Source organism: Desulfosporosinus metallidurans (genome assembly GCF_001936615.1).
GTDB classification, from domain to species: Bacteria; Bacillota; Desulfitobacteriia; order Desulfitobacteriales; family Desulfitobacteriaceae; genus Desulfosporosinus; species Desulfosporosinus metallidurans.
Genome location: NZ_MLBF01000262.1, coordinates 1 through 219 on the forward strand (window position 1 = coordinate 1; position 219 = coordinate 219).

Below are 219 nucleotides of genomic sequence, written 5' to 3' on the forward strand. Positions count from 1 at the left end.
GGGGGGAATTGGCAATGATTTTAAAAGATATTACGATTACGAATAGTTCAGGGCTTCATGCCAGGCCGGCTTCTTTGTGGGTACAGATGGCAAGCCGTTATAAAAGTAGTATTAAAATCAAGACGAACGATTCCGAAGTCGATGGTAAAAGTATTTTAGGGATCCTTTCGTTGGGGTTATCTTCTGGCAGTCAATTTCAATTGATTGTAGATGGCGCAG

1 protein-coding gene is annotated in these 219 nt (G+C 41.6%); it reads left to right on the top strand.

What is annotated here, in order from left to right:
• Positions 1–14: 14 nt before the first annotated feature.
• Positions 15–219 (top strand): HPr family phosphocarrier protein (locus tag DSOL_RS26615; RefSeq protein WP_075367622.1); only part of this gene is annotated, 205 nt, incomplete at its 3' end.